At 51.5% G+C, this 229-nt stretch carries 1 rRNA gene; it reads right to left on the bottom strand.

The window, feature by feature from the left end:
• Positions 1-12 precede the first annotated feature (12 nt).
• Positions 13-229, bottom strand: a 23S ribosomal RNA gene (locus tag H6A32_RS16135); the annotation flags it as partial.

Genomic DNA, 229 nt, shown 5'->3' with positions numbered 1-229 from the left:
ATCCACCATTCCTTGGTTATGCCCTCGACCTATTAGTAACAGTCAGCTCCATGTGTTACCACACTTCCACCTCTGCCCTATCTACCTCGTCGTCTTCAAGGGGTCTTACTACTTCCGTATGGGATATCTCATCTTGAGGGGGGCTTCACGCTTAGATGCCTTCAGCGTTTATCCCTTCCCGGCTTGGCTACCCTGCCATGCACTTGGTAATGCAACAGGTACACCAGCG

Source organism: Drancourtella massiliensis, from assembly GCF_016900655.1.
GTDB lineage: Bacteria > Bacillota > Clostridia > Lachnospirales > Lachnospiraceae > Sellimonas > Sellimonas catena.
This window is presented reverse-complemented; position numbering and strand designations above follow the sequence as displayed.